This window comes from Microbacterium sp. (genome assembly GCF_031179285.1).
In the GTDB taxonomy this organism is placed as follows: domain Bacteria; phylum Actinomycetota; class Actinomycetes; order Actinomycetales; family Microbacteriaceae; genus Microbacterium.
On the sequence record NZ_JAPSHY010000001.1, the window covers coordinates 67,877 to 94,773 of the forward strand.

General features: G+C 68.0%; 23 protein-coding genes. 18 read left to right on the plus strand and 5 right to left on the minus strand.

Features of this window, described 5'->3' with window-relative positions; genetic code table 11:
- Positions 1–46: 46 nt before the first annotated feature.
- Both RIN18_RS00350 and RIN18_RS00355 read left to right on the plus strand, forming a co-directional pair.
- Complete coding sequence (locus RIN18_RS00350; RefSeq protein WP_309101944.1) at positions 47–1,804, plus strand: proline--tRNA ligase; 1,758 nt, start codon at positions 47–49, stop codon at positions 1,802–1,804.
- A 62-nt stretch (positions 1,805–1,866) separates the two neighbouring features.
- Positions 1,867–2,904 carry a TIGR00730 family Rossman fold protein gene (locus tag RIN18_RS00355; RefSeq protein WP_309101945.1) on the plus strand — a complete coding sequence of 346 codons (1,038 nt, stop codon included), beginning with the start codon at positions 1,867–1,869 and terminating at the stop codon, positions 2,902–2,904.
- 4 nt (positions 2,905–2,908) lie between these two features.
- Here the strand turns inward: RIN18_RS00355 and RIN18_RS00360 are convergent, their stop codons facing one another.
- Entirely contained in the window at positions 2,909–4,264 is a 1,356-nt protein-coding gene (locus RIN18_RS00360; protein ID WP_309101946.1) for an FAD-dependent oxidoreductase, read from the minus strand.
- Positions 4,265–4,394: 130 nt separating this feature from the next.
- On the opposite strand from RIN18_RS00360, the gene nusA reads away from it, so the two are divergent.
- The 4 genes from nusA (at position 4,395) to rbfA (ending at position 9,024) form a co-directional block, all read left to right on the plus strand.
- Positions 4,395–5,381: a transcription termination factor NusA gene (gene nusA / locus RIN18_RS00365; RefSeq protein WP_309101947.1), complete on the plus strand. Its 987-nt coding sequence runs from the start codon at positions 4,395–4,397 to the stop codon at positions 5,379–5,381.
- Between the two features lie 59 nt (positions 5,382–5,440).
- Positions 5,441–5,716, plus strand: a complete 276-nt coding sequence (locus tag RIN18_RS00370; RefSeq protein ID WP_309101948.1) for a YlxR family protein — start codon at positions 5,441–5,443, stop codon at positions 5,714–5,716.
- Between the two features lie 59 nt (positions 5,717–5,775).
- Positions 5,776–8,517, plus strand: a complete 2,742-nt coding sequence (infB, locus tag RIN18_RS00375) for a translation initiation factor IF-2 (RefSeq protein ID WP_309101949.1) — start codon at positions 5,776–5,778, stop codon at positions 8,515–8,517.
- Between the two features lie 72 nt (positions 8,518–8,589).
- Positions 8,590–9,024 (plus strand): 30S ribosome-binding factor RbfA, encoded by a 435-nt coding sequence (gene rbfA, locus RIN18_RS00380; protein WP_309101950.1) that lies wholly within the window; start codon positions 8,590–8,592, stop codon positions 9,022–9,024.
- A gap of 38 nt (positions 9,025–9,062) precedes the next feature.
- On the opposite strand, the gene RIN18_RS00385 is transcribed toward rbfA, so the two are convergent.
- Entirely contained in the window at positions 9,063–9,959 is an 897-nt protein-coding gene (locus RIN18_RS00385) for an A/G-specific adenine glycosylase (RefSeq protein WP_309101951.1), read from the minus strand.
- Positions 9,960–10,037: 78 nt separating this feature from the next.
- On the opposite strand from RIN18_RS00385, the gene truB reads away from it, so the two are divergent.
- The 7 genes from truB to RIN18_RS00420 all read left to right on the plus strand — a co-directional run bounded on the left by truB (position 10,038) and on the right by RIN18_RS00420 (position 16,787).
- Positions 10,038–10,931 carry a tRNA pseudouridine(55) synthase TruB gene (gene truB, locus RIN18_RS00390; protein ID WP_309101952.1) on the plus strand — a complete coding sequence of 298 codons (894 nt, stop codon included), beginning with the start codon at positions 10,038–10,040 and terminating at the stop codon, positions 10,929–10,931.
- Positions 10,928–11,296 carry a hypothetical protein gene (locus RIN18_RS00395; protein ID WP_309101953.1) on the plus strand — a complete coding sequence of 123 codons (369 nt, stop codon included), beginning with the start codon at positions 10,928–10,930 and terminating at the stop codon, positions 11,294–11,296. The genes truB and RIN18_RS00395 overlap by 4 nt, the downstream gene beginning before the upstream one ends.
- A 119-nt stretch (positions 11,297–11,415) precedes the next feature.
- On the plus strand, positions 11,416–11,826 hold the full coding sequence (locus tag RIN18_RS00400) for a hypothetical protein (protein ID WP_309102117.1): 411 nt from the start codon (positions 11,416–11,418) through the stop codon (positions 11,824–11,826).
- Entirely contained in the window at positions 11,823–12,770 is a 948-nt protein-coding gene (locus RIN18_RS00405; protein WP_309102118.1) for a bifunctional riboflavin kinase/FAD synthetase, read from the plus strand. Before RIN18_RS00400 ends, RIN18_RS00405 begins: the two co-directional genes overlap by 4 nt.
- Before the next feature lie 52 nt (positions 12,771–12,822).
- A complete protein-coding gene (locus RIN18_RS00410; protein WP_309101954.1) occupies positions 12,823–13,197 on the plus strand; it encodes a hypothetical protein in 375 nt (124 codons plus the stop codon).
- Between the two features lie 212 nt (positions 13,198–13,409).
- Positions 13,410–15,554 (plus strand): DEAD/DEAH box helicase, encoded by a 2,145-nt coding sequence (locus RIN18_RS00415; RefSeq protein WP_309101955.1) that lies wholly within the window; start codon positions 13,410–13,412, stop codon positions 15,552–15,554.
- A gap of 204 nt (positions 15,555–15,758) precedes the next feature.
- Positions 15,759–16,787 carry a 6-phosphofructokinase gene (locus RIN18_RS00420; protein ID WP_309101956.1) on the plus strand — a complete coding sequence of 343 codons (1,029 nt, stop codon included), beginning with the start codon at positions 15,759–15,761 and terminating at the stop codon, positions 16,785–16,787.
- Positions 16,788–16,954: 167 nt separating this feature from the next.
- On the opposite strand, the gene RIN18_RS00425 is transcribed toward RIN18_RS00420, so the two are convergent.
- On the minus strand, positions 16,955–17,485 hold the full coding sequence (locus tag RIN18_RS00425; RefSeq protein ID WP_309101957.1) for a DUF559 domain-containing protein: 531 nt from the start codon (positions 17,483–17,485) through the stop codon (positions 16,955–16,957).
- 518 nt (positions 17,486–18,003) lie between these two features.
- Positions 18,004–20,103, minus strand: a complete 2,100-nt coding sequence (locus RIN18_RS00430) for a S9 family peptidase (RefSeq protein ID WP_309101958.1) — start codon at positions 20,101–20,103, stop codon at positions 18,004–18,006.
- A gap of 154 nt (positions 20,104–20,257) precedes the next feature.
- On the opposite strand from RIN18_RS00430, the gene RIN18_RS00435 reads away from it, so the two are divergent.
- The 4 genes from RIN18_RS00435 (at position 20,258) to RIN18_RS00450 (ending at position 24,497) form a co-directional block, all read left to right on the plus strand.
- Positions 20,258–21,649, plus strand: coding sequence for an anion permease (locus RIN18_RS00435; protein ID WP_309101959.1), 1,392 nt, complete (start codon positions 20,258–20,260; stop codon positions 21,647–21,649).
- Positions 21,649–21,978, plus strand: a complete 330-nt coding sequence (locus RIN18_RS00440) for a peptidase (RefSeq protein ID WP_309101960.1) — start codon at positions 21,649–21,651, stop codon at positions 21,976–21,978. The genes RIN18_RS00435 and RIN18_RS00440 overlap by 1 nt, the downstream gene beginning before the upstream one ends.
- Positions 21,979–22,055: 77 nt before the next feature.
- Positions 22,056–22,976, plus strand: a complete 921-nt coding sequence (locus RIN18_RS00445; RefSeq protein WP_309101961.1) for a phosphodiesterase — start codon at positions 22,056–22,058, stop codon at positions 22,974–22,976.
- A gap of 60 nt (positions 22,977–23,036) precedes the next feature.
- Positions 23,037–24,497, plus strand: a complete 1,461-nt coding sequence (locus RIN18_RS00450; RefSeq protein WP_309101962.1) for an aspartate ammonia-lyase — start codon at positions 23,037–23,039, stop codon at positions 24,495–24,497.
- 75 nt (positions 24,498–24,572) lie between these two features.
- Here the strand turns inward: RIN18_RS00450 and RIN18_RS00455 are convergent, their stop codons facing one another.
- Positions 24,573–25,442 carry a fumarylacetoacetate hydrolase family protein gene (locus RIN18_RS00455; RefSeq protein WP_309101963.1) on the minus strand — a complete coding sequence of 290 codons (870 nt, stop codon included), beginning with the start codon at positions 25,440–25,442 and terminating at the stop codon, positions 24,573–24,575.
- Between the two features lie 88 nt (positions 25,443–25,530).
- Between RIN18_RS00455 and RIN18_RS00460 the strand changes: the two genes are divergently transcribed.
- Positions 25,531–26,829, plus strand: coding sequence for a PrsW family intramembrane metalloprotease (locus RIN18_RS00460; RefSeq protein WP_309101964.1), 1,299 nt, complete (start codon positions 25,531–25,533; stop codon positions 26,827–26,829).
- Positions 26,830–26,897: the final 68 nt, after the last annotated feature.

Consider the following 26,897-nt stretch of genomic DNA (forward strand, 5'->3'; position numbering starts at 1 on the left):
TCCGGGCTCGACAAGGCGGGTGCCACGGGGTCACTAGACTTGGCCCGTGGTCACTCGTCTCTCCCATCTGTTCCTTCGCACGCTCCGCGAGCACCCCGCCGATGCGGAGGTCGCCAGCCACCGCCTGCTGGTGCGCGCCGGCTATATCCGCCGTGCCGCACCGGGGATCTTCACGTGGCTGCCGCTGGGACTGAAGGTGAAGGCCAGGATCGAGAGCATCGTCCGCGAGGAGATGGCGAACGCCGGAGCGCAGGAGGTGCACTTCCCGGCTCTCCTGCCGCGCGAGCCGTACGAGCTCTCCGGCAGGTGGCAGTCCTACGGCGACGGGATCTTCCGTCTTCACGACCGTAAGGGCGCCGACTATCTGCTCGCGCCGACCCACGAAGAGATGTTCACCCTCCTCGTGAAGGACCTCTATTCCTCGTACAAGGACCTGCCGCTGACGATCTTCCAGATCCAGGACAAGTACCGCGACGAAGCTCGTCCGCGCGCGGGGCTCCTGCGTGGGCGCGAATTCACCATGAAGGACGCGTACTCCTTCGATGCCTCGGATGCCGGGTTGGAAGCGAGCTACGAGTCCCAGCGCGACGCCTACGAACGGATCTTCCAGCGCCTCGGCTTGGAGTACGTGATCGTGGCCGCCGACAACGGACTCATGGGCGGCGCACGCAGCGAGGAGTTCCTGCACCCCACGCCTGTCGGCGAAGACACCTTCGTGCGCAGCGACGGCGGGTACGCCGCGAATGTGGAGGCGTTCACGACGGCCGTGCCCGAGGCGATCGCCTTCGATGCCGACGCGTCGCCGGTCGTCTTCGACTCGCCCGACACGCCGACAATCGAGACCCTGGTCGCGCACTGCAACGCTCACTTCGACGGGGAGTACACCGCGGCCGACACTCTGAAGAACGTCGTGCTGGCGCTCACACACGTCGACGGCACGCGTGAGCTCGTGGTCGTCGGCCTCCCGGGTGATCGCGAGGTCGACGAGAAGCGCGCCGAGGTCGCCTTCGCGCCTGCCGAGGTGGAGACCGCCACCGCAGAGGACTTCGAGAACAACCCGCTGCTCGTGAAGGGGTACATCGGCCCCTGGTCACCGACCGGTGCCGTGCTCGGCGAGGACTCCGCCACCGGCATCCGCTACCTCGTCGACCCCCGAGTGAGCGAAGGCAGCAGCTGGATCACGGGAGCGAACATCGACCAGAAGCACGCTCACTCGGTCGTCGCCGGCCGGGATTTCTTCGCGGACGGCATCGTCGAGATCGCGAACGTGCGCGCCGGTGACCCTGCCCCGGACGGATCGGGTCCTGTCGAACTGGCCCGCGGCATGGAGATCGGTCACGTCTTCCAGCTCGGCCGCTTCTTCGCCGAGACCCTCGGGCTGAAGGTGCTCGACGAGAACGGCAAGCTCGTCACCGTCACCATGGGCTCCTACGGCATCGGGATCACCCGCATCCTCGCGATCATCGCCGAACTCCACAACGACGACAAGGGGCTCATCTGGCCCGCGTCCGTCGCACCCTTCGACGTCCACGTCGTCGCCGCGGGTCGAGACCAGGTCGTGTTCGACACCGCAGCCGAGATCTCCGACCAGCTGGAATCCGCAGGTCTCGACGTCCTCTACGACGACCGCGCCAAGGTGTCGCCCGGCGTGAAGTTCGGCGACGCGGAGCTGGTCGGCGTGCCGAAGATCGTCATCGTCGGCCGCGGCGCCGCCGACGGCCTGGTGGAGCTGTGGGATCGGCGTACAGGTGAGCGGGAGTCCGTCGCCGCCGCCGGGATCGTGGCCCGGCTCTCGGGTCGCTGAGCCGCCGGAGGAGTTCGCCGGGTCGATCGCCCGCGCGGGTCGCGACGTGACAGGGTGGAACCATGAGCAATGCGCTGACCTCTGACGAATTCGATGCAGACCTCGCGAGGGTTATCGACGACGCGGGCGTCCGGACGAATCGCCCGCTGATCGCCCGCATCATGCGAACGGGGCTCCTCCTCGGCACCGACGGCACCTCGCGGCTCGACCTGAAGATCGCCTCGGCCGCGCTGTCGGAGATGCGCGACGCGTTCGGTCTGTTCCGTCCCTACGTCGAGACACCGAAGGTCACCGTGTTCGGGTCGGCGCGAACACTTCACGACGATCCGCTCTACGCCCAGGCACGTGACGTCGCGGCCGCTCTCGCCGCGCAGGGATGGATGGTCGTCACGGGGGCGGGGCCGGGGATCATGCAGGCGGCCGCCGAAGGCGCGGGCGATGCGATGGCGCTCGGCGTGTCGATCCGCCTGCCCTTCGAGGAGAAGCCGGACGAGACCCTCGTCGCCGACGATGCGCACGTCGTGCAGATGAAGTACTTCTTCACACGCAAGCTCATGCTGATGAAGGAATCACTGGGATTCATCTGCCTGCCCGGCGGCTTCGGCACGATGGACGAGATGTTCGAGCTGCTCACGCTGCAGCAGACCGGCAAAGCAGAACCCATGCCGATCGTGCTGCTCGATCAGCCTGACGGCCGGTTCTGGGCCGGGCTCACCCGCTTCGTGGACGAGCAGATGATTCCTGCCGGTGTCATCGCGCCGGACGACCTCGAGCGAGTGCTGGTGACCGATTCGGTCGACGCCGCGGTCGCGGAGATCACCCGGTTCTGGCGCAACTACCATTCCCTGCGCTGGGTGGGCGACCGGCTCGTCCTCCGATTGCGCGCCGAGCCGTCCGACGAGGATGTCGCGGGCCTGAACGAGCAGTTCGCCGATGAGCTCGCCGACGGGCCGATCGAGAAGAGCGTCCCGCTGCACGTCGAGCACCTCGACCAGGATCGGCTCGACCTGCACCGGCTCGTGCTCCGGCTGCGGCCGCGAGCGGTCGGTTCGCTGCACCGACTGATCCGGGCGATCAACGCGCTTCCGACCGCGCCCTGACCGGTCAGTCCGAGCCACGCCGTTCTCGTTCGAGGACGTTCTTCGCCAGATCATCGAGGTCGATGGTGCGCCCGGTGATCCGTTCCGCGGCGCGATGTCCCGAATACAGCGCCCCACCCACCGTCGCCGGCTCCTCGCCCCAGGTCGCCTCGCCGGCGAAATGCAGCACGCCGTCAACCGGGCCGGCGAGCGCATCGTGATCGCGATGGGACGCGCCGACGGCGATGTGCGAGTACGAGCCCCTGGAGAACGGGTCGTGACCCCAGCGCGTGACGCGGTGGGCGACCGGATCGCCCACCGCCTCGCCGTACAGCCGCCGGAGGGCGAGGACCACGTCGGCGACCACCTCGTCATCGGCCATCGTCTGGACGTGCCGTCCGAACGGACCGGCGGCGAAGGTGAGCAGGGTCGGACGTCCGCTGATCGCCGAGACGTCGTACCAGGAGTGCCAGTGCGCGCCCGGCTCGCCGAGCGCACGCAGCACATAGCTGTCCTCAGCCCAGAATCGGTCGGGGAACTGCAGGAAGACCTTGTTGAACACGCCCATTCCGAGCCGCCCGATCGGGCCGGCGACGTGATCCGGCAGTGCGGGCTCGAACTCGACCGCCCCGGCCTTGAGTACCCCGAGCGGCACCGCGACGACGACGTGGTCCGCTTGGAAGTCTCCCTGCGCGGTGGTGACGGTGGCGCCGGAGCCCGATCGACTCACGCGCGTCACCAGGTGTGAGAGGCGGATGTCGAGCCCGTGAGCGATCCTTCGAGGCAGTTCGTCGTAGCCGCGCGGGAAGATCACCTCGTCGCCGTCGATCGCGTCCTCGTCGAGGCCGTGCGCGTCGAGATCGCCGATCCAAGCCCCGCACTGCTCTTCGACACGATGCCGGAAGAACTCCCGCACCTCGTCGATCCTCTGCGGATCCCAGCCTGTGCGGTCGAGCACCCGTTCGGTCACGTCGAGATAGGTGTCCCCGGGGCCGGAGCGCGCGATCTCGTCGACCAGCGCCCGGTCGGCCGACTCGACGTCGGCGACCCACCGGGCGGAGGAGTCGGCATCCATCGGCGCACCCGTGTCGTCGAAGAGCTCCATCGGGCGGCCGCCGGGCTGAAAGCTGCCGACGGTGAACTCCAGCGTGGGGATGCCGAGCGCGTGTACGAGGTTCCACAGCGGGGAGTCGTCGATGCCGTGGATCCAGGAGGCCCCGAGGTCGACCGCAAACCCCGCGGAGCGATCGGTGTGCATGCGCCCGCCGATCCTGTCACGCGCCTCGAGCACCACGACACTCTGGCCGGCATCCGCGAGCAGCCGAGCGCAGGTGACCCCGGCGATGCCCGCCCCGATGACGATCGTGTCGACTCTGGTCACTGGATCCTCCTGCTGAGACGCCTGGCCTGGCGCGGTTCCGTCGTCGCCATGCGTGGTGGGCACAGGGTATCGTGGTACGGATGTCGTGCGCGTGAACAAGCCACGACGAGAGCTGAATAGGGAGGCCGTCATGGACATCGAACTGAGTCTGCTGAGAGGGATCGAGAAAGAGAAGGCGATCCCCTTCGACGAGCTCGTCGCGATCATCGAACAGGCCATCCTGACGGCGTACTCCAAGCACGTCTCCGCCGACGGCTCCACGCCCGAGGGCGTGCGGGTCGATCTCGACCGCAAGACGGGTCATGTCGCCGTGCTCCAGGTCGTGCGCGACGACGAGGGCGCGATCATCGGCGAGGAGGATGCCACCCCGGATGACTTCGGCCGCATCGCCGCCTTCGCCGCGAAGCAGGTCATCAGCCAGCGCTTGCGCGACATCGCCGATGACGCCGTGCTAGGGGAGTTCAAGGGCAAAGAGGGTGACATCGTCGCCGGCGTCATCCAGCAGGGGCCCAACCCCCGGATGATCCATGTGGACCTCGGGTCCGTCGAGGCGATCCTCCCGCCGGAGGAGCAGGTGCCCGGTGAGGAGTACACTCACGGCTCGCGTCTGCGGGTGTACGTCACGAGCGTCGCCAAGGGGATGAAGGGACCGCAGATCACGGTCTCACGCACCCACCCTGGGCTCGTCCGCAAGCTCTTCGCCCTGGAGGTGCCAGAAATCGCCGCCGGTCTCGTCGAGATCGTGTCGCTCGCGCGTGAGGCGGGTCACCGCACGAAGATCGCGGTCAAGGCCAACGATCCGTCCATCAACGCCAAGGGTGCGTGCATCGGCGAGCTCGGTCGCCGCGTCCGTGCCGTGACCGAGGAGCTGGCGGGGGAGAAGATCGACATCGTCGACCACGACCCCGAGCTCGCGGCCTTCGTCGCCAACGCGCTGTCGCCGGCGAAGGTGACGAGCTCGTTCATCCTCGATGCCGGCACCAAGGCTGTGCGGGCTCTGGTTCCGGACTACCAGCTCTCCCTCGCGATCGGCAAGGAAGGCCAGAACGCGCGTCTGGCGGCCAAGCTCACGGGCGCGAAGATCGACATCCAGCCGGACAGCGTGCTGGACGAGTGACGCCGACGCCGGCTCACCGGGTGGGCGGGCGACGATGCGAGACGGATCGCAGGTGTAAGATGGAACCCGTACGAACGTGCGTCGGCTGTCGCATGCGTGCTCCCCGCTCCGCTCTGCTCAGGGTGGTGTCCCAGAACGACGTGCTCATCCTCGATGAGCGTGCCGTCCTGCCGGGGCGAGGCGCGTGGCTGCATCCGACTCAGGAATGCATGGATGCCGCCCTGCGGCGCCGCGCTTTCGGACGAGCACTGCGTGTGTCCACACCTCTGGACACGCAGACCATCGAGAAACAAAGGCTGAACAGCTATGGAAACAAAGTGAACGGCTCGAAATGAGACCCGTCCGCGACTAGTGGTCTGCCCTGTCTGGGCAGACCGACCCAGACAGGAGAATTGTGGCTGGAAAACCACGCGTACATGAGATCGCCGCCGAACTCGGCGTCGACAGCAAGGTCGCTCTTGCAAAGCTCAAAGAACTCGGCGAGTTCGTGAAGAGCCCGTCATCGACCATCGAACCGCCCGTCGCACGCAAGCTCCGCGCGGCGATCGAGGCCGACGGTGCTGCGAAGCCCGCCGCGAAGCCTGCTGCCGCGAAGCCCGCGGCCAAGCAGAACGCCGCGGCATCGCCGGCACCGACCCCGGGCCCGAAGCCGGGCCCCAAGCCTGCTCCGGAGGCTCCTGCCCCCGAAGCACCCGCACCGGTCGCAGAGACCCCCGCACCGGCCCCCGCGCCGGCGCAGGAGGCGCCTGCGGCAGCCAAGCCCGACGGCGGCGCTCCCCGACCGGGCGCTCCGCGCCCCGGCAACAACCCGTTCTCCTCCGCGCAGGGGATGGGTCAGCGTCCGGCAGGCCCCCGTCCGGGTAACAACCCCTTCGCTTCCGCACAGGGCATGGGCCAGCGCCCGAGCCCGACGCCGGGCAACATCCCGCGTCCGCAGGCACCGCGACCGGGCGCTCCGCGTCCGGGCGCCCCGCGTCCCGGCGGCCCCGGTCGTCCCGGTGGCGCAGGCCGGCCCGGTGGTGGCGGTCGTCCCGGCGGCGCACCGTTCCAGCAGCGTCCCGGCGGCCCCGGTCGTCCCGGTGGCGCCGGTGGACCCGGTGGTGCCGGCGGCCCCGGTGCACGCCCCGGCGGCGGGTTCGCAGGTCGTCCCGGTGGGGGCGGCGGTCGTGGCCGCGGTCCCGGCGGTGGCACCGCCGGCGCGTTCGGTAAGGGCGGCGGAAAGAGCAAGCAGCGCAAGTCGCGGCGGGCGAAGCGGCAAGAGTTCGAAATGCGGTCGGCTCCGGTCGTCGGTGGCGTCAATGTCACTCGCGGCAACGGTGAGACGATCCGCATGCGCCGCGGCGCATCGATCGCGGACTTCGCCGACAAGATCGAGACGCTGACGGGCTACACGGTTCAGCCGGGCACGCTCGTCACCATCCTGTTCAACCTCGGCGAGATGGCCACAGCCACCGAGTCGCTGGATGAGGCCACGTTCGAGGTGCTGGGCGAGGAGCTCGGCTACAAGATCCAGATGGTCTCCCCGGAGGACGAGGACAAGGAGCTCCTCGAGGGCTTCGGTCTCAACCTCGACCAGGAGCTCGAGGAGGAGAGCGAGGACGACCTCGAGATCCGACCCCCCGTCGTCACGGTCATGGGTCACGTCGACCACGGTAAGACCCGTCTGCTCGACGCGATCCGCCAGACGAACGTCATCGAGGGTGAAGCCGGTGGCATCACCCAGCACATCGGTGCGTACCAGGTCTGGACGGAGCACGAGGGCATCGAGCGTGCGATCACGTTCATCGACACCCCCGGTCACGAGGCGTTCACCGCCATGCGTGCCCGTGGTGCACAGGTGACCGACCTCGCGATCCTGGTGGTCGCCGCCGACGACGGCATCATGCCCCAGACGGTCGAGGCCCTCAACCACGCACAGGCCGCCAACGTGCCGATCGTGGTCGCGGTGAACAAGGTCGACAAGCCGGATGCGAATCCGTCGAAGGTGCGCCAGCAGCTCACCGAGTACGGCCTGGTGGCCGAGGAGTTCGGCGGTGACGTCATGTTCGTCGACGTCTCCGCGCGTGCCGGAACCGGCATCCAGGAGCTCCTCGATGCGGTGCTGCTCACGGCTGACGCGGGTCTGGACCTCACTGCCAACCCGAACAAGGCTGCGCGCGGTGTCGCCATCGAGGCCAAGCTCGACAAGGGCCGCGGTTCGGTCGCCACGGTGCTCATCCAGTCCGGAACGCTCCGGATCGGTGACGCGATCGTGGCGGGCACGGCCTACGGCCGTGTGCGTGCGATGGCCGACGAGAACGGCGAGGCGGTCCTCGAGGCCTACCCGTCGCGTCCGGTGCAGGTGCAGGGTCTGAACTCCGTGCCGCGGGCCGGCGACGTCTTCATCGTCACCGAGGAAGACCGCATGGCGCGTCAGATCGCCGAGAAGCGCGAAGCCGTCGAGCGCAACGCCCAGCTGGCCAAGGCCCGCAAGCGCATCTCGCTCGAGGACTTCACCCGTGCTCTCGAAGAGGGCAAGGTCGAATCGCTCAACCTCATCATCAAGGGTGACGTGTCCGGTGCCGTCGAGGCGCTGGAGGAGTCGCTGCTCAAGATCGAGGTCGATGATTCGGTGCAGCTGCGGATCATCCACCGCGGAGTCGGTGCGATCACCGAGTCCGACGTGAACCTGGCGACGATCGACAACGCGATCATCGTGGGCTTCAACGTCCGCCCCGACACCAAGGCGCGCGAGCGCGCCTCTCGTGAGGGCGTGGACATCCGGTTCTACTCGGTCATCTACAACGCGATCGACGAGATCGAGAGCTCGCTCAAGGGCATGCTCAAGCCGGAGTACGAAGAGGTCCAGTCGGGTGTCGCCGAGATCCGCGAGGTGTTCCGCTCCTCGAAGTTCGGCAACATCGCCGGTGTCATCGTGCGGTCGGGAACGATCACGCGAAACGCGAAGGCACGTGTCATCCGTGACGGCGTCGTCATCGCCGATGGGCTGGCCATCGAGTCGCTGCGTCGGTTCAAGGATGACGTCACCGAAGTCCGCACGGACTACGAGGCCGGTATCGGTCTCGGCAAGTTCAACGACATCCAGGTCGGCGACGAGATCGAGACGACCGAGCTCGTCGAGAAGCCCCGGGGCTGATCAGTTCGACATCTTCGGGCGAGGGTGCGCTGAGCATCCTCGCCCGAAGGCTTCGTGAAGAAGGAGAGAACAATGGCTGGAGAACGACAGGCCCGCCTCGCGGACCGTATCCGTGTGATCCTCGCCGAGAGGCTGGAGAAGGGGTTGCGCGATCCGCGCCTCGGCTTCGTCACGATCACCGACGTCCGCGTCAGCGGCGATCTGCAGCACGCATCCGTGTTCTACACGGTGCTCGGCTCCGAAGAGGAGCGCGTCTCCAGCGGCGCGGCTCTCGCCTCGGCCACGGGGATGCTTCGAAGCGAAGTCGGTCGTCAGCTCAGCACTCGCCTGGTGCCGACGCTCGAGTTCATCCCGGATGCGCTTCCTGAGAACGCGGACCACATCTCGGCGTTGCTGCGTGAGGCGCAGGAGCGCGATGCGGCCGTCGCCGGCATGGCGGCATCGGCGGTGCACGCCGGCGAGGCCGACCCGTACGTCAAGCCCCGAGAGGCGGAGGACGCGGAATAGTCCGCGTCGTGCCCCTTTCGTGAGTCGCCGCTTCCGCCTCAGCGGGGCAGCGACAGGCCGTGTTCGGACGCCTCGGCGAGCCCGTCGGCGACGAGTGAGTCGATGGCGCGGTCTCGCTGCAGCTGATCGGGCCAGTCGGCGATGACGTCCGCCATCGCCACCGGCTCACCAGCGGCATCGCGGAGCGTCCGCAGCACGGCACCACGGGCCTGCCTGTCGGACCCCTCGTACGCTGCCTGACGCCGGCGGACATCGCCCGTGTCGGGCATACCGGCCGCCAGCCACGCGCAATCGGACCGGAGAGGGCACCGCGCGCATCGCGGCGCACGTGCGGTGCAGACCGTGGCGCCGAGCTCCATCATCGCGGCGTTGAACACCGCCGACTCGGCGGCCGACGACGGCAGCAGCGACTCCATCAGCTTGAGATCGCGCCGCGACGTGGCACGCGGCTGTGCTCTGCCCTCGATCGCTCTCGCGAGCACGCGCCGGGTGTTGGTGTCGACGACGGGGTGCCGGTCGCCGTGCGCGAACGCGGCGACGGCTCGCGCGGTGTAGTCGCCGATCCCCGGCAGTGACAGCAGTGAATCGACGTCGCGCGGCACGTGCCCGTCATGTACCCGGGTGATCTCCACAGCCGCGCGATGCAGCCACAGCGCTCTTCGCGGATAGCCCAGGTTCGCCCATTGGCGCACCACGTCGGCGGGGCTCGCGTCCGCCATGGTGGGCGGGTCGGGCCAGCGCGCGAGCCAGGCCTCCAGATACGGGATGACGCGGTTCACCGGAGTCTGCTGCAGCATGAACTCGCTCACCAGCACACCCCATGCCCCGTAGGTCTCGTGGAACGCCGGGCGACGCCATGGCAGATCGCGCGCGTTGTGCCGGTACCACCTCGCCAGCTGCACGCTCAAGCGAGCGGACGGGGTCGGTTGCGGCATCCCGTCAGCCTAGGCGAGGACCCGCGGGTGCGCGCGGGACGAACCGGGCCCGGCCGCCGGCCTCGGTAGGCTGGGGGGATGGTATCGCCCGGCATCCTTCTCGTCGACAAGCCCGCCGGGCTCACCAGCCACGACGTCGTGGCCCGCACCCGGAAGGCGTTCGGCACGCGCAAGGTCGGCCATGCCGGGACGCTCGATCCGATGGCGACCGGGTTGCTGGTGATCGGGATCGAAGGCGCGACGCGTCTGCTCACCTATATCGTCGGCGCGGACAAGACCTACGAAGCCACCATCCGGCTCGGCCAGGCGACGGGCACGGACGATGCCGACGGCGAGATCATCTCGCAGGCGGCCGAAGCGGCGTGGGAGCCGGTGACGCCGGACCGGATCGCCGCGGCCATCGAGACCCTCAGGGGTGAGATCTCGCAGGTGCCGAGTTCTGTCTCCGCCATCAAGGTCGACGGTCGACGCGCATACGACCGGGTGCGCGCGGGGGAGGACGTCGTCCTCACCGCCCGCGACGTCGTGGTCTCCCGCTTCGACGTGCTCGACGAGCGACCCGGTGACGGCGTGCTGGATCTCGACGTGATCGTCGACTGCTCGTCGGGAACCTACATCCGCTCGCTGGCTCGAGACCTCGGCGACCAGCTCGGGGTCGGAGGGCATCTCACCGCGCTCCGCCGCACCAGGGTCGGTCCGTTCCGCCTCGATGAGGCTGTCGGCATCGACGCCCTCGCCGATGCACGGACGATGACAGCCGCAGCCGCAGCGACGCGCATCCTCCAGCCGCTCGATGTGACCTCCGATGATGCCAGAGACCTCCGGCATGGCAAGCGGCTCGCCGGCCAGGCACAGCGTCTGCTCGGCCCGCTCGCGGCAGCGGTGGATCCCGACGGCGTGCTCGTCGGTGTCGTCGAGAAGCGCGGAGCCGACCTCAAGAGTGTCATGAACATGCCGGAGGTGACCTCGTGATCCTCTGGTTCACCGTGGTCCAGATCGTCGTGGCCGTCACGGCGGGCCTGCTGTGCGTCGCGCTGGGCCTGATGGGGCGCAGGCCGAGCGACTTCTCGGTGGGAGCCCTCGCGGTGGTCGAGGCGCTGCTGGTCACGCAGGTCGTCGTCGCGATCATCGGCCCGCTGGCGGGGAACCCGCCGACCGGGGATCTGCTCGAGTTCTGGGTCTACCTCGTCTCTGCCGTTCTCCTTCCCGCGGGGGCGGTGCTCTGGGCGCTGATGGAACGCAGCCGGTGGAGCACGGTGATCCTGGGGGTCGCCGCCCTTGCGATCGCGATCATGCTCTGGCGCATGCATGCGATCTGGACCATCCAGATCGCCTGACCCGGCCGGGCACCGCGCAGCCCCTCGCGCCCGCGCGCATCCCGGGCACCGCGCAGCCTTCGCGCCCGCGCGCATCTAGGATGGGAGGCGCTATGAGCACCACCGCCCCCGCGCCTCGGATGACCGGCATCGGCCGTGTCCTCGTGATCGTCTACGCCGTGATGGCACTCGCTGCGACCGGCCGGAGCGTCGTGCAGATCATCCGCCGGTTCGAAGAGGCGCCGCTCGCCTACTCGCTGTCCGCACTGGCCGCGGTGGTGTACGTGCTGGCAACCCTCGCCCTCGTCCTGGCCGGACGGAGCGGCTGGTACACCGTCGCCTGGGTGGCGATCGTGTTCGAACTGACCGGTGTGCTCGTGGTCGGAGCGCTCAGCCTGCTGCTGCCTGCGCTGTTCCAGCACGAGACCGTCTGGTCGCTCTTCGGCATCGGCTATCTCTTCGTGCCGCTCGTGCTTCCGCTGTTCGGAATCTGGTGGCTGCGCACACACCGGCCGGCCGCCGCCCCGCAGCAGGCTGGAGTGACGGCGTGATCGTCTTCCGCGATCCGGCGGAGATTCCCGTCGACTTCGGTCGCTCGGTCGTCGCGATCGGAAAGTTCGACGGCGTGCACGCGGGTCACCGGGCGGTCATCGGCCGGTTGAAGGATGCCGCCGCCGCCAGGGGTGCGAGAGCCGTCGCCGTGACATTCGACAGGAATCCGCTCGCCGTGCTGCGCCCGGATCGTTGCCCCGAGAACGTCGTCTCGGTGGAGCGCAAGCTCGAACTGCTCGCCGAACTCGATCTCGACGCGACGCTGCTGCTCACCTTCGACGAGGCGATGGCCTCGCGCAGCGCCGAGGACTTCGTCGCGGAGATCCTCGTCACAGCCCTGAAGGTGTCCACCGTGCTGGTGGGAGCGGACTTCCGGTTCGGGCGCGGAGGAGCGGGCGATCCCGATCTGCTGCGCACGCTCGGTCCGGGGTACGGCTTCACCGTCGACGTCGTCGACGACGTCTATCTCCCGGGCGCCGACCGACGAGTCTCATCGACGTGGATCCGCGAACTGCTCATCGAGGGCGACGTTGCCACTGCCGCGGTCGCGCTCGGTCGCGAGGTCGACGTGCGTGGCGAGGTCGTCCGTGGCTTGCAGCGCGGCCGCGAGCTGGGTTATCCGACGGCGAACCTCTCCACCGTCGTCGATGCGTTCGTCCCGGCTGACGGCGTGTACGCGGGATGGCTCGTCGACCACGACACCGGATTGCGTCATCCCGCTGCGATCTCGGTGGGCACCAACCCGACCTTCGACGACGTGCCGGAGCGTCAGGTGGAAGCACATGTGATCGGCGAGACTGGGCTCGACCTCTACGGGCACGACGTGAGCGTCGTGTTCGTCCAGCGGCTGCGAGGAATGGTCGCGTTCGACGGCATCGACGAGCTCAAGGTGCAGATGGCCGCGGACGTGGCAGACGCTGAAGCCCTTCTCTCTGCGCGCTGAACCAGAGACCTTCCTCTACCGCTGGGAGCGGTCAGGCCCTACGCTGACGTCCGTGGACATCTGGTATTCGGCGTTGGCCGCAGCAGCAGAGACGCCGAAGGCGCCGAACCTGTGGGGCGCTCTCGGGTGCGCGATGGCGTACGCCGCGGCCCTCCTCACCGCCCTCGACGCACTGGCCGACATGCTGCTGGCGCGCACCGGGAAGGGGGGCCTCGGACCTGCGATGGGCTTGAAGCTCGGAGGCAAACTCACGGCTTCCGGAATCGCCGTCGTGTCGGCCGCCATCGTGCTCGCACTCGACGCGAACTGGTTCGCCTTCACCGGTCTGTCCATCGTCTTCGTCGGCGTCGTCGGCGTGTCGGTGATCCTCATGAGACGAAGCGCGCTCCGCCAGGCCGAATCAGCCGAGGGACTGAGCGTGGGCTGACACACCCCGGAATGGCGTTTCATGACGGCATTCCGCTCCGCGCCGCCCCGATGGCGTAAGCTGACTGTGTTCCCACCGGGTGATCGCGCGTCACACGCGCATCGGCGGGAACGAGATCTACTGTTCGTACGGTCCTGGCACATGCCACACGCGGACATCGAGAACGGCTCGAGCGCCCCACCGGCGCCTCGGCACTCACGCTCAGGAGAAGCATGCCGACTACGGCAACCGCCGCCACGCGGCGCAAGAAGACGTCCCGCCGAGACGACGAGGCACCCCTCATCCCCATCCTCGCGCGCAAAGTACGCGAGATCGAGGCGAAGTCCCAGCGCGGAAAGCTCGGCCCGACGAACCGGGTGAAGTTCCAGGTGATCGCGTTCCTCGTGCGCGAAGAGCGCGCGCGCGTGAAGGCGGATGCCGAGATCGGCGACCCCACTCGCGCAGAGCTGCTCAAGCGGCTCGATGGCGTCGCGACGATCCTCGCCAAGACAGCGGCCAGGGACACCTCGCTGATCCAGCTGCTCGAAGCCGACCAGGCGACCTCGCCGGTGGCGAAGCGGATGCGCCGCGACTGGCTCCTCGAATCGGGAGCCGAGCTCGCGCCCGAGGAACTCATCATCGCCGATATCGCACCCATCCCCGCGCCCGTGGTGCCCGCAGCGATCGCCGAACGTCAGGTGACGCCGCCGTCCGTCGAGGCCAGGCAGCTCGCCAACCCCTTCCTCGCTCCCGATCTCACCCCACGACCGGCCGCGACGCCGCGGCGCCGCCTCGACGGGTGGGAGTTGATGGGTCCGCTGTACAAGGCCTTCGAGACCGGTGCCGGCGGAGGCGCGGCGACCATGGACCTGCCGCCCGCTCCGGAGTACGACCACGTGTCACCCAAGGGCCTTGAGGTCATGGTGCACCAGTCGCGTTTCCTCGAAGCGGTCCGCGAGGGGCACCGCAGCTTTCTGCTGGCCGATGAGCCGGGTCTTGGCAAGACGGCGCAGTCGGCACTGGCCGCATCCGTCGCCGGCGCCTACCCGCTGCTCGCCGTCGTGCCCAACGTGGTGAAGATGAACTGGGCGCGAGAGGTGGAGCGGTGGACTCCACAGCGCCGCGCGACCGTCATCCAGGGTGACGGCGACGACATCGACGCCTTCGCAGACGTCTTCATCGTCAACTACGAGATCCTCGACCGCCACCTGTCCTGGCTCGCCTCGATCGGCCTGCGGGGGATGGTCGTCGACGAGGCGCACTTCATCAAGAACCTGTCCTCGCAGCGGTCGCAGAACGTCCTCTCTCTCGCAGCCCGAGTGCGCGAGCGCACGCCCGGCGGCAACCCGCTCATGCTGGCGCTCACCGGCACACCGCTGATCAACGACGTCGAGGACTTCGACGCCATCTGGCGGTTCCTGGGCTGGACGACCGGTGAGAAGCCGGGACCCGAGCTGATGGAGAAGCTGGACGCCACCGGTCTCACACCGGCCGACAAGGCGTTCTATCCTGAGGCTCGCGATGCGGTGATCTCGATGGGCATCGTGCGGCGCAAGAAGAAGGATGTCGCCGCCGACCTTCCGGACAAGCTCATCGCAGATCTGCCGGTGCAGCTGGACGACGAGTTCGGGCGCAGCATCCGCCAGGCCGAGCGAGAGCTCGGAGAGCGTCTCGCCGGTCGGTACCGCCGGATCATCGATGCCCGCGGCGAACGCGGACTCGCGCCGGGGGAGATCGATGAGGACATCGTCCGCCTTGTCTCGCAGAACGAGCTCGAGGAGTCGAAGGCTGCAGGCACCGGCGGAGACAACGTCTTCACCATGGTGCGACGCATCGGTCAGGCGAAGGCACAGCTCGCCGCCGACTATGCGGCTCAGTTGCAGCGTTCGGTGGGCAAGGTCGTCTTCTTCGCGAAGCACATCGACGTGATGGACCAGGCCGAAGCGCACTTCGCTTCGGCCGGCATCCGCGCGGTGTCCATTCGCGGCGATCAGACGTCGACCGCGCGCCAGCAGGCGATCGACGACTTCAACGATGACCCGACCGTCGGCATCGCGGTGTGTTCGCTCACTGCCGCCGGTGTCGGTCTCAACCTGCAGGCGGCGTCGAACGTCGTGCTGGCCGAGCTCAGCTGGACCGCCGCCGAGCAGACGCAGGCGATCGACCGTGTGCACCGGATCGGGCAGGGCGAGCCGGTCACGGCGTGGCGGATCATCGCCGCGCACACGATCGACACCAAGATCGCCGAGCTCATCGACCAGAAGCAGGGACTCGCGGCACGCGCGCTCGACGGCGAGGCTGTGGACGACGTGGCCGGCGAGACGGTGCAGATGTCGGCCCTCATGCACCTGCTGCGTCAAGCGCTCGGCGCTGCCTGACGGGCGTAAAGAAACGCGATTCTTGCGGTCGAACATGACGCATTTCCGCGAGATTCTCGGAACTTCGGCGAATCCGTCTCCGTCGTTCGTCAAGATTTCGGGTTTTCATCGCTTCGAATGGCGCCTGAACGTGTCGGGACGCTAGTGTCGAGGCAGGCAGCGTCGCCGGCGTCCCCTTTTCCCGAACCTTTGAGGGCATCCAGCATGAAGATCGGCATCCTGACCAGCGGCGGAGACTGCCCGGGCCTGAACGCGGTGATCCGCGCGGTCGTGCTCAAGGGGACCGAGGTTTACGACCTTGAGTTCGTGGGCATCCGGGACGGCTGGCGCGGCGTCGTCGACGGCGACTTCTTCCCGCTCACCCGGCACGAGGTGAAGGGTCTGTCCAAGGTGGGCGGCACGATCCTCGGCACCAGCCGCACGAACCCCTACGAGGGCGAGCGCGGCGGAGCCGAGAACATCGCCAAGACGCTGTACGGGCACAAGATCGACGGCATCATCGCGATCGGTGGCGAGGGGACACTCGCTGCGGCCGACCGGCTCGCCAAGGACGGCATCAACGTCATCGGCGTCCCGAAGACCATCGACAACGACCTGCGGGCGACGGACTACTCATTCGGATTCGACACCGCGGTGAACATCGCCACCGAGGCGATGGATCGCCTGCGAACCACGGGCGATTCCCACCGCCGCTGCATGGTCGCCGAGGTCATGGGTCGACACGTCGGCTGGATTGCGCTGCACGCCGGCATGGCCGCGGGAGCGCACGTCATCTGCATCCCCGAGGTCCCGATGTCGCTCGAGGAGATCGCCGCCCTGGTGACCAGCGCCAACAGTCGTGGGAGGGCACCGCTCGTCGTCGTCTCCGAGGGGTTCAAGCTCAGCGGTATGGACGAGGCCTACAGCGACAAGGGCCTCGACGCCTTCAATCGTCCGCGCCTCGGGGGCATCGGCGACCAGCTTGCTCCGGAGATCGAGCGCATCACCGGCATCGAGACCCGCGCGACGATCCTCGGACACATCCAGCGCGGGGGAGCGCCGTCGGCGTTCGACCGCGTGCTCGCGACGCGGCTGGGCATGCATGCAGCGGATGCCGTCGTCGACGGCGCCTGGGGTCAGATGGTGGCGCTGCAGGGCACCGAGATCGTCCGCGTGCCTTTCGCCGAGGCGCTCGGCGAGCTGAACACCGTTCCCCGCAACCGCTACGATGCGGCGGCCACGCTTTTCGGCTGAGCCTCCCGGATCTGCGGGGGAGTACCCTCGCCGCGCCGTCGTAGCGCTCTCAGCGCCCTCGCGGCGCTGCTGTCGCGAGACCTTCGCGGCATCCAGCAGTCAGGAGAAATCCGCGCCTCAGGATGATCCGCAGGGATCGCTCCTGACTCCGAGATATCTCCCGGTCGTCACCGGCCGAGGTGCAACCCCTGAGCGATCGCGATCCGCACGGTCTGTGTGACATGGTCGTGATCGAACAGCACCTGCTGGTAGTCGAAGCGAAGAACGGTGTAGCCCCGCAGTACCAGTCGCGCATCGGCATGGATGTCCCTTCGTCGATCGCGGGCAAGGGAGTGGTGCTCGAAGCCGTCGATCTGCACGATGAGGCGTTCGCCGATGAGTGCGTCCACTCGATGGCCTTCGATCCAGACCTGCTGCCTCACCACGACACCGATCGTGCGCATGAGCCACACGAAGTGCGTCTCCACGCCGGAATCCGAGAGCGCTCCGGCGATCGACGCGAACCGTTCGGTCTCGGCAGATCCCCAGCGGATGCGGAGAAGCTCTTCCGGCGTCACCTTCCGCTGTCGCAGTGCGGACTCCCAGACGGCGAGTGCGTGCACCGGTTCGAGGCAGCGGGCCACATGGAACAGGACATTGAAGAGTGGTTCCTCTGTTTCGCGAGCGGTGACGGGGATGGGCCCGGACGACCAGTGCACGATCGCTTCTCCGCGGTCGAATCGTGACGCGTGACTGCTGACTGCGACATGGAGGTGGTCGGATGACGCGTTCCACAGTCCCGATGTCCGCGCTGCGGTGATGCACGTCACCCTGCCGCCGATGGCCGCCGCCGCGCGTCGTTCGGGGGTACAGCGCGCGTCAGCGAGCCAGAGTCGACGGATCCTGATCAGGTGCCCGCCGGCGACCGCCTTGCGGATCGTGTGACGGTGTATCCGGCGTCTCGCAACGATGCGGTGTGCGCGATGCCGTCGTGCTGCCGCATCCATTCTTCGAGCGGAATCATGACGTCGAGGATGCCGCACCTCCGAGGCATCTCGGAACGCTGACGGCCCGGATGTGCACAACGACCGCGGGAGGCGCCCTGTGAAGGGGAAGTCGCCGTGATCCTGGACAGGAGAAATCCCCGCCTCAGGAGGATTTCTGCAGAATCGTCCTGAGACAGGGATTTCTCCTGACCCGGGCGCGGCGCGACTCGAGCCGGTAGCCGCGCGACGCGTCAGGACTCGGCGAGCCCCAGCGTGTCGAGCAGCCAGGCGAGCTCGAACGCCCGCTCCTTCCAGGAGTTGTACCGGCCGCTGACCCCGCCGTGCCCGGCGACCATCTCGCACTTGAGCAGCACGTCGGACGCGCCCGCTTCTCGCAGCCGCGCCACCCACTTCGCCGGCTCGACATAGAGCACGCGCGTGTCGTTGAGCGAGGTCACGGCGAGGATCCGCGGGTAGTCGACCCCCTCGCGGACGTTCTCGTACGGGGTGTACGACTTCATGTACTCGTAAACACCGGCGTCGTGCAGCGGGTCTCCCCATTCATCCCACTCGATCACGGTGAGCGGGAGCGAGGGATCGAGGATCGAGGTCAGAGCATCGACGAAGGGGACGGATGCCAGGATGCCGGCGAAGCTCTCGGGAGCGACGTTGGCGACCGCGCCCATGAGCAGACCGCCGGCGCTGCCGCCCTCGGCGACCATACGGTCGGCAGACGTGATGCCGGTAGCGATCAGGTGTTCCGCGCACGCCACGAAGTCGGTGAACGTGTTGCGCTTGTTCAGCAGCTTGCCGTCCTCGTACCACTGTCGCCCCATCTCGCCGCCACCGCGGACATGGGCGACGGCGAAGATGACGCCGCGGTCCAGTTCGGACAGCCGGGCGACCGAGAATCCGGGATCGATGGAGTGCTCGTACGACCCGTAACCGTAGAGGTGCACGGGCCGGGGTGCCGCGCCGGGCTCACCGAACGAGCGCTTCCAGACGAGCGAGATCGGCACGCGCGTTCCGTCAGCGGCGACCGCCCATTCGCGCTTCTGTCCGTATTCGGTCGCGTCGTAGCCTCCGAGCACCGGCTGCTGCTTGCGCAGGACCAGCTCGCGCGTCGCGAGTTCCAGGTCGTACACGGTGCCCGGAGTGACGAACGAGGCATAACCCAGTCGCAGGAACGGCGAGTGCCATTCCGGGTTGCCGCTGACCCCTGCCGAATAGAGCGGCTCATCGAACGACAGCTGCTCGACGTCGCCCGTGCCATAGTCGAGCAGGCCAACGCGTTCGAGTCCCTCACTGCGGAACTCGACGGTCGCATAGTCGCGGAACGCGTCGACCCCGATGAGGCGACGGCCGGGTTCGTGGGCGAGGACGACGCGTCGCTCTCCCTCCGGGTCGGATGCCGCCACCGAGACGAGCTCGAAGTCGAGCGCGTCGTCGTTGTGGAGGATGAGAAGCCGATCCTCGCCGTCGACCACCGCGTGCTCGAGCGAGTACTCCACACCCTCCCGGCGAGGCCACACCAGGCGCGGCTCGGCGGTGACCGGACCCTCGAGGTCGACGATGTACTCCTCGCTCGTGATGCTGGAGCCGACACCGATCACGAGGTATCGCCGGCTGCGCGTGATGCCGGCACCGAGCCAGAATCGCTCGTCGGGTTCATGGAAGATCTTCACGTCGTCGGCGACCGGTGTGCCGAGCCGGTGAAGCCACAGGGTGTCTGGCCGCCAGGAGTCGTCGAGCGTGGTGTAGAGGATGCCGGTGCCGTCCGGCGTGAAGAAGGCACCGCCGGTGTTCTCGATCTCGTCGGCGAAGCGCTCACCGGAGACGAGGTCACGGACGTGGATGGTGTAGCGCTCGTCGCCCTCGAAGTCGGTCGACCACAGCAGCCTGCTCGCGTCGTCGGAGACGGCGAACGAGCCGAGCGAGAAGAAGTCGTGGCCCTCAGCCTCCTGATTCCCGTCGAGCAGCACGACCTCGCCGGGCACCGGTACACCGGGCTCGAGCAGCGGAGGAGTCCAGTCGTCGGGTGCGGCCGCGGCGCGGCAATGGATGCCGTACTGAGCGCCCTCCTCGGTTCTGCTGTAGTACCACCAGTCCCCGCGGCGGGTGGGCACGGACAGGTCCGTCTCGAGGACACGGCCCTTGATCTCCTGGAAGATCTCCTCACGGAGGCCTGCGAGGTGCGCGGTCGCCGCATCGGTATGCGCGTTCTCGGCCTCGAGGTGCGAGATCACGGCCGGTGAATCCTTCTCGCGCAGCCATTCGTACGGATCCTCGAAGGTGTCGCCATGGTGAGTCCGGATGTGCGAGCGGCGGTCAGCGAGCGGAGCATTGGTCACCGCTCAACGCTATCCCAGGTCAAGTTGACCGGCACCGGGGAGGGTGGGAGTATTTAGCGGGGCCGGTAAACGGAAGACAAACCCGCGGTGAACTCTTCGTTCATCACGCCGATCACGTCGGCATCTCCCTTCCTCAAACGACCGAAAGCGAACGGTGGAAACCGCAGCCCTCATCGTCGTGCTGGTGATCCTGCTGGCACTCTTCTTCGATTTCACCAACGGCTTTCACGACACCGCCAACGCGATGGCGACGCCCATCGCGACCGGTGCCCTCAAGCCGAAGACCGCCGTGCTCCTCGCCGCGGTACTGAACCTCGTCGGAGCCTTCCTGTCGACCGAGGTGGCGAAGACCGTATCGGGCGGCATCGTACGGGAGGACCAGATCAGCCACGGCATCCTGCCTTCGCTGATCTTCGCCGGCCTCATCGGCGCCATCACCTGGAACATGCTCACCTGGCTTCTCGGGCTTCCCTCCAGCTCTTCGCACGCGCTGTTCGGGGGTCTCATCGGCGCGACGATGGTCGGCGTCGGCGTGTCGGGCGTGAACTTCTCGGTGGTGCTGTCGAAGGTCATCCTCCCGGCCCTCATCGCTCCTCTGACCGCGGGGATCATCGCCTTCGCCGCCACGAAACTCGCCTATTCGATCACCCGCAGGTACGACGGCAAGCCGGACGGCCGCGACGGCTTCCGCTGGGGCCAGATCTTCACCTCGTCGCTGGTGGCTCTCGCCCACGGCACCAACGACGCCCAGAAGACGATGGGTGTCATCACCCTCGCTCTCATCACCGTCGGATGGCAGTCCGGGGCGCACCACGAACCGCAACTGTGGGTCATCGTGGCGTGTGCCGTGACCATCGCCCTCGGAACGTATCTCGGCGGCTGGCGGATCATCCGCACCCTCGGCAAGGGGCTCACCGAGGTCAAGCCGGCGCAGGGTTTCGCCGCGGAGAGCTCGACGGCGGCGACCATCCTCGCCTCCAGCGCCCTGGGGTTCGCTCTGTCGACGACCCAGGTCGCTTCGGGTTCGGTGATCGGTTCCGGCCTCGGTCGCCGCGGCTCCACGGTGCGCTGGCGCACAGCCGGCCGTATCGCCATCGGCTGGTTGCTCACCCTTCCCGCCGCCGGTGCCGTCGGAGCCCTCGCCGCGCTTCTCGTGGTCTGGCTCGGCAACTGGGGCGTCGCGATCGACGCCGTCCTCGCCCTGGTGGTGATCGTCGGGTTGTACCTGCGCTCGCGCCGTGACGCCGTCACTCACGCCAACGCGATGAGCGATGTCGCCGAGTCGGGGCTCGCGGTCGAGCTGCCGGACGCACCGCCGCCGACGCGCCGTCAGCAGCGCATCGAGCAGGCGAAGGCCGAGGCGAAGGCCAGGGCGCAGGCACGGAAGTCCGCCAAGGACGAGGCGAAGCGGACCAAGGCCGCGTCGCGATCCTCGTCGAAGTCCTCGTCGAAGGCCGCGTCGGCCGCGTCGAAGTCCACGTCTGCCCCGGGTGCGATCCCGGTCGATCCGCCCTCCGCGGCGGATGCCAGCGAGGAGTCGAAGTGATGGGAATCAACTGGTTCGCTTTCATCCAGGTCTTCGCCGCGGCGCTCCTCGGCGCCGCCACGATCGTCACGTTCTATGCGCTGGGCCTGCGCATGCTGGTGCGCAGTGGCCACGCGCCGGTCGTGAGTCCGGCGGAGTTCACCGATGCGATCACCGTCATCTCCGAGAAGGAGCTGAAGCGCGCCGCGAAGCAGGCCGCCAAGGCAGCGAAGAAGAGTCCTCTCACCGAGGGCCAGAAGCGGCTCGCGCTGGTCGGCGCCTACGCATGCTTCACGGTGTGTGCGCTGGCCGTGATCGCGGGGATCCTGATCATCGTCATCGGGCACTGAGCCCGCGTTCGAGGAGCCCGAGTGATCATCGTCCTGGCGGCGGGGCGTTCGGGTGCCCCGCCGCCTAGGCTGATCGCATGTCCACACCGACGCAGAGACGTTACGTCTTCGGCCGACATGAGCCGGCATCGCACGTGATCATCCATGCGAGCGATCCGCATTTCCTCGCGGGAGGCGCTCACCTGGCCGGCCGCTACGACGTCGAATCGAACTTCGCGCGAACCCTCGACGCCATCCGCGCCGTCCACGACGCCCCTGCAGCCATCGTGATCACCGGTGACCTCACCGACCTCGGCGAGCCGGAGGCGTATCGACGTCTGCGCGAGGCTGTCGAGCCCGTCGCCGCCGAGCTGGGGGCGGTCGTGGTGTGGGTGGCCGGCAACCACGACGAGCGGCCGGCCCTGCGAGAGGGTCTGCTGGACCTCCCGCCGACGCTCGAGCCGGTCACGGGCGTCTGGGACCTCGACGGGCTGCGGCTGATCGCGCTGGACACGAGCGTGCCGGGCTGGCACCACGGCGATCTGGATGAGGCGCAGCTGAGTTGGCTGAGTGAGCAGCTCGAGCATCCTGCGCCGCTGGGCACCCTCCTGGCGATGCATCACCCGCCGCTGCCCAGTCACCTGCCGCTGTTCGACATCCTCGAACTCCAGCACCAGGACGAGCTCGCCGCGGTCATCCGCGGGAGCGACGTCAGAGGGATCCTGGCCGGCCACCTGCACTACTCCTCGAGCGGCACCTTCGCGGGCGTGCCGGTCAGCGTCGCCTCCGCGACCTGCTACACGATGAACGTGGCGCGGCCGGCCGCTGACGTGAACGGCATGGATGCCGCGCAGTCGTTCCAGCTCGTCCACGTGCGCCCCGACACGATCACTCACACGGTCGTGCCGGTGACCGACGCCCCGACCGGGGACTACTTCTCGGAGCAGTGGCTCGAGCAGATGGCGTCTCTCACACCGGCGGAGCGCCTGGACGCCTTCTCCCGAAAACCGCCTCGCTGAGCCGCGTAGACTGGGAGCATCCCCCACGTTCCCACCCGCCACGACCCACAAGGATGTGACATGGCTTCTGCCGCGCCTGCCCCCACCCGAACCGAGACCGATTCGCTCGGAAGCATGGAGGTGCCAGCCGACGCGTACTGGGGCATCCACACCGCCCGCGCCGATGCGAACTTCCCGATCACGAAGCGCCCGATCTCGGTGTATCCAGATCTGGTGCGGGGACTCGCTATGGTCAAGCAGGCCAGCGCCCGCGCGAACCGGGAGATCGGCGTGCTGGACGCCGAGCGCGCCGACCTCATCGACCGGGCCGCGCAGCGCGTCATCGACGGCGAATTCCACGATCAGTTCACCGTCGGCGTCATCCAGGGCGGTGCGGGCACCTCGACGAACATGAACGCGAACGAGGTGATCACCAACATCGCGCTCGAGCTCGCCGGGCGGCCCAAGGGCGACTACTCCTACCTCTCTCCGATCGATCACACCAACCGCAGCCAGTCCACCAACGACGTCTACCCGACGGCCGTGAAGATCGGTCTCTCGCTGAACCTGCAGTCGCTGCTCGACGAGCTCGATCTGCTCCGCCGCTCTTTCCTCGGCAAGGCCGTCGAGTTCCATGACGTGCTGAAGGTGGGACGCACGCAGTTGCAGGATGCCGTGCCGATGACCCTCGGGCAGGAGTTCAACGGGTTCGCGTCCACGCTCGGCTACGATCACCAGCGCCTGACCGAGAACGCGTCACTGCTCTTCGAGATCAACATGGGCGCCACCGCGATCGGCACCGGGATCACCACGCACCCCGACTACGCCAAGGCGGTGCTGCGCCACCTGCGTGAGATCACGGGCCTTGACCTCGTGACCGCGAGCGACCTCGTGGAGGCGACCAGCGACACCGGCTCGTTCATGTCCTTCTCGTCGTCGCTCAAGCGCAACGCGATCAAGCTCTCCAAGATCTGCAATGACCTGCGCCTGCTCTCCTCGGGCCCGCAGGCCGGATTCGGCGAGATCAACCTGCCCGCGAAGCAGGCCGGCTCCAGCATCATGCCCGGGAAGGTGAATCCGGTCATCCCGGAGGTCGTCAACCAGGTGGCCTTCGCCGTCGCGGGTGCCGACATGACGGTCACGATGGCGGTCGAGGCCGGGCAGCTGCAGCTCAACGCCTTCGAACCGGTGATCGCGCACTCGATCTTCCAGTCGATCACCTGGATGCGCCAGGCGATGTGGACGCTGCGCGTCAACTGCGTCGACGGGATCACCGCGAACCTCGATCGCCTGGGTGCCATGGTCGGCGCATCGGTCGGCGTCGTGACGGCCCTGACCCCGTTCATCGGCTATGCCGCATCGGCCGCTCTCGCCAAGACGGCGCTGCTGACGAACCGCAACGTGGCGGACCTCGTCGTCGAAGCAGGGCTGATGTCGCGCGAGGAGGTCGTCAAGCAGCTCTCGCCAGCGCGCCTGTCGGGGCTCGAGACGGCGACAGCGGCCATTCCGATCATCGCATCCGAAGATCTCATCGAGACGTGAGACCACCGACGAGGGCGGGTGCTTCGGCATCCGCCCTTGTCGTATGACGACGGCAGCCGGCGAGGTGCGATCGCGTCAGCCGGTGATGCGGCAGTGCGTGGTCAACTCGCCGAGCCCGTCGATCCCGACCGTGACGGTGGATCGATCGCGCAGGAAGATCTGCGGGTCGCGGGAGTATCCGGCGCCGCCCGGGCTTCCCGTGGAGATGAGGGTTCCCGGCAGCAGCGTCAGCGACTGCGAGAGGTGCGCGATCAGGGTCGCAACGGAGCGGACCATCTGGCCGGTGGATGCGTCCTGCACGGTGCGACCATCCACGACGGTCCAGATGTGCAGATCCTGCGGGTCGGGCACCTCATCGGCGGTGACGGCGAACGGACCGGTCGGCGTGAAGCCATCGAACGACTTGCAGCGAGACCACTGCGCCTCGGCGAACTGGATGTCGCGCGCGGTGATGTCGTTGACGACGGTGTATCCCCAGACATGCGCGAGAGCATCGTCGGCCGACACATCCTTCGCCGGAGCTCCGATGAGCACCCCCAACTCGGCTTCGTAGTCGACGGACTCGCTGAGCGAACGCGGCCATGAGGTCGTCTGCTCGTGCCCGGTGAGCGAGTTCGGCCACAGGGTGAACACCGTGGGCGCGCTGTCGGTCTTCAGACCGAGCTCGCTGGAGTGCGCCGCGTAGTTCAGCCCGACGGCGAGGACCGCGGGGGGACCGATCACCGCAGAGGCGTAGCCGAAATCGCCGAGCGGATGCCGGGCCGCGCCGCTCGAGGGCAGAGCGCTGCGAATGGCGTCGAGCGTCGCCGTGCCCCCTTCGATGAGCTCCTGCAGGGTGGCAGGAGCGTCGGACAGGAGATCGGAGACGAGGATGGCGTCGGCGTCTTCCACCACCGCGAGAGCGGGACGTGGCGAATCGGCACGGCGCAGATGAGCGAACCGCATGCCTCTACGCTACCCGCTGGCGCATTCGACGTGCCTGGAGGATGTCGCCAGAGCACGGCGACCGGGCTTGTGCCCATATGCTTTGGCTATGAGTTCCGGAGGACCGTTCCCGCCGCAGCAGCCTTCGCCCTACACGCCGCCGCCTGCGCAGCAACCCGCTTCCGAGTACTCGGCGCAGCAGTACGCGCAGTCGCGCTACACGCCGCCGCAGTTCTCGCAGCAGCCGGCGTACGCCTCGGCGCTCGCGCAGCCGGCGCACTACGCGCCGCCGGCGCCCGTGGCCCCGTCGCCGGCTCCGTCGCTTCCGAGCCTGCCGGTTCCCGCGAAGAAGGGCAGGACCGTCTCGATCTGGCTGTTCGGGATTCTCGGGTTCCTCCTGCTGGGGCTGATCGGATACTTCGTGTGGGCGCTCGGCGCCGTGGCGTCCGGCGTCGGGATGGCGCTCGCTCTCATCCCGCTGGCCATCGTCTTCCTCGGCGTGCGGCTGATCGATCGATGGGAGCCGGAGCCGAAGCGCATCGTCTTCTTCGCGATCGCCTGGGGTGCGATCGCCGCGATCGGCCTGACGTTGCTCGTCGATCTGGGGCTCACGCTGCTCGTCGGCTTCCGGGACGACGCGATGACCGCCGTGATTCAGGCGCCGATCGTCGAGGAGTTCTGGAAGGGCCTGGGCGTCTTCGTGATCTATCTCACGGCGCGGCGGGCGTTCGACGGTCCGGTCGACGGCGTCGTCTACGGCGCACTCGTGGGTGCCGGGTTCGCGTTCACCGAGAACATCCAGTACTTCGCCATCAGCCTGATCGAAGGCGGCGGCGAACAGCTGACCGTCACCTTCATCCTGCGTGGCCTGCTCTCGCCGTTCGCCCACACCATGTTCACCGCATTGACGGGTTTCGCGATCGGCCTGGCCGCGCGACGTCATGCCGGCGCGGGTGGCGCACTCGGAGCGGGCCTGGTCGGCATGCTCGGCGCCATCCTGCTGCACGGTTTCTGGAACGGCTCTGCGACGTTCGCCGACTTCTTCGGTCTCTACTTCACCCTTCAGGTGCCCCTGTTCATCGGGTTCATCATCGCGGTCATCGCCCTTCGGCGTGAGGAGGCCCGCGTGACGCGACTGCGCCTGGGCGACTATGCCGCCGCCGGCTGGTTCACCCCTGAGGAGGTGACGATGCTCGCCACACCTGCCGGTCGGAAGACGGGGCTGCGGTGGGCTGCGTCTCTGCGCGGGGATCGCCGGCCGTTGATGCGCGAGTTCATCCGCGACTCGACGGCTCTCGCAGCGGTGCGCCAGCGGGCCATGACCGGTCGTGATCCCCTCGCTGCAGAAGACGAGCGCGCGTTGCTCATACGTACGCGGGCGACCAGGGCGGCGCTGCTGGCGTATTGATGGGGCGGAAGCTCCCCGTGCCAAGACTCAGCGCCCGGTGCTGCGGCGATGCCTGCATGTCTACCGGG

Bases quoted from the DNA above. Each gene is read 5' to 3' on its own strand.
- rbfA (WP_309101950.1), top strand. From the start codon at position 8,590: ATGGCTGGAGAACGACAGGCCCGCCTCGCGGACCGTATCCGTGTGATC.
- RIN18_RS00355 (WP_309101945.1), top strand. From the start codon at position 1,867: ATGAGCAATGCGCTGACCTCTGACGAATTCGATGCAGACCTCGCGAGG.
- RIN18_RS00400 (WP_309102117.1), top strand. From the start codon at position 11,416: ATGACCGGCATCGGCCGTGTCCTCGTGATCGTCTACGCCGTGATGGCA.
- RIN18_RS00460 (WP_309101964.1), top strand. From the start codon at position 25,531: ATGAGTTCCGGAGGACCGTTCCCGCCGCAGCAGCCTTCGCCCTACACG.
- RIN18_RS00385 (WP_309101951.1), bottom strand. From the start codon at position 9,959: ATGCCGCAACCGACCCCGTCCGCTCGCTTGAGCGTGCAGCTGGCGAGG.
- RIN18_RS00370 (WP_309101948.1), top strand. From the start codon at position 5,441: ATGGAACCCGTACGAACGTGCGTCGGCTGTCGCATGCGTGCTCCCCGC.
- RIN18_RS00450 (WP_309101962.1), top strand. From the start codon at position 23,037: ATGGCTTCTGCCGCGCCTGCCCCCACCCGAACCGAGACCGATTCGCTC.
- RIN18_RS00440 (WP_309101960.1), top strand. From the start codon at position 21,649: ATGGGAATCAACTGGTTCGCTTTCATCCAGGTCTTCGCCGCGGCGCTC.
- RIN18_RS00445 (WP_309101961.1), top strand. From the start codon at position 22,056: ATGTCCACACCGACGCAGAGACGTTACGTCTTCGGCCGACATGAGCCG.
- nusA (WP_309101947.1), top strand. From the start codon at position 4,395: ATGGACATCGAACTGAGTCTGCTGAGAGGGATCGAGAAAGAGAAGGCG.
- RIN18_RS00455 (WP_309101963.1), bottom strand. From the start codon at position 25,442: ATGCGGTTCGCTCATCTGCGCCGTGCCGATTCGCCACGTCCCGCTCTC.
- RIN18_RS00420 (WP_309101956.1), top strand. From the start codon at position 15,759: ATGAAGATCGGCATCCTGACCAGCGGCGGAGACTGCCCGGGCCTGAAC.
- truB (WP_309101952.1), top strand. From the start codon at position 10,038: ATGGTATCGCCCGGCATCCTTCTCGTCGACAAGCCCGCCGGGCTCACC.
- RIN18_RS00415 (WP_309101955.1), top strand. From the start codon at position 13,410: ATGCCGACTACGGCAACCGCCGCCACGCGGCGCAAGAAGACGTCCCGC.